Here is a 229-nt window from a genome sequence, read left to right as displayed (position 1 = left end):
GTATCTTGGACTCGAAAGAAAACCACTACACACCTACCTATATCAAGCTATTAGAAAGCTTTCGTACCTCGATAGAATCCCAGCTTAAAACCTTGTTTCAGCACGCTAAGCTCACCCAAATGAATCGTGACTTAAAGAACCGGGTTTACACTCGTACTAAAGATCTCGCGAGCCTCAATTATTCTTTAAACCAAGAGATCGATAAGCGAAGAGCGGCTGAACAAAAGAT

Annotated in this window: 1 pseudogene; it reads left to right on the top strand. The window is 41.5% G+C overall.

The features are described from left to right. Window positions 1–229 (top strand): annotated as a pseudogene (locus AB4512_RS23070) (sensor domain-containing phosphodiesterase); the annotation flags it as partial.

It is taken from the genome of Vibrio sp. 10N.222.52.B7, from assembly GCF_041474275.1.
Classification (GTDB): Bacteria; Pseudomonadota; Gammaproteobacteria; order Enterobacterales; family Vibrionaceae; genus Vibrio; species Vibrio crassostreae_C.
Note: the sequence above shows the minus strand (reverse complement) of the source record. Positions and strands in the feature narration are given on the sequence as shown.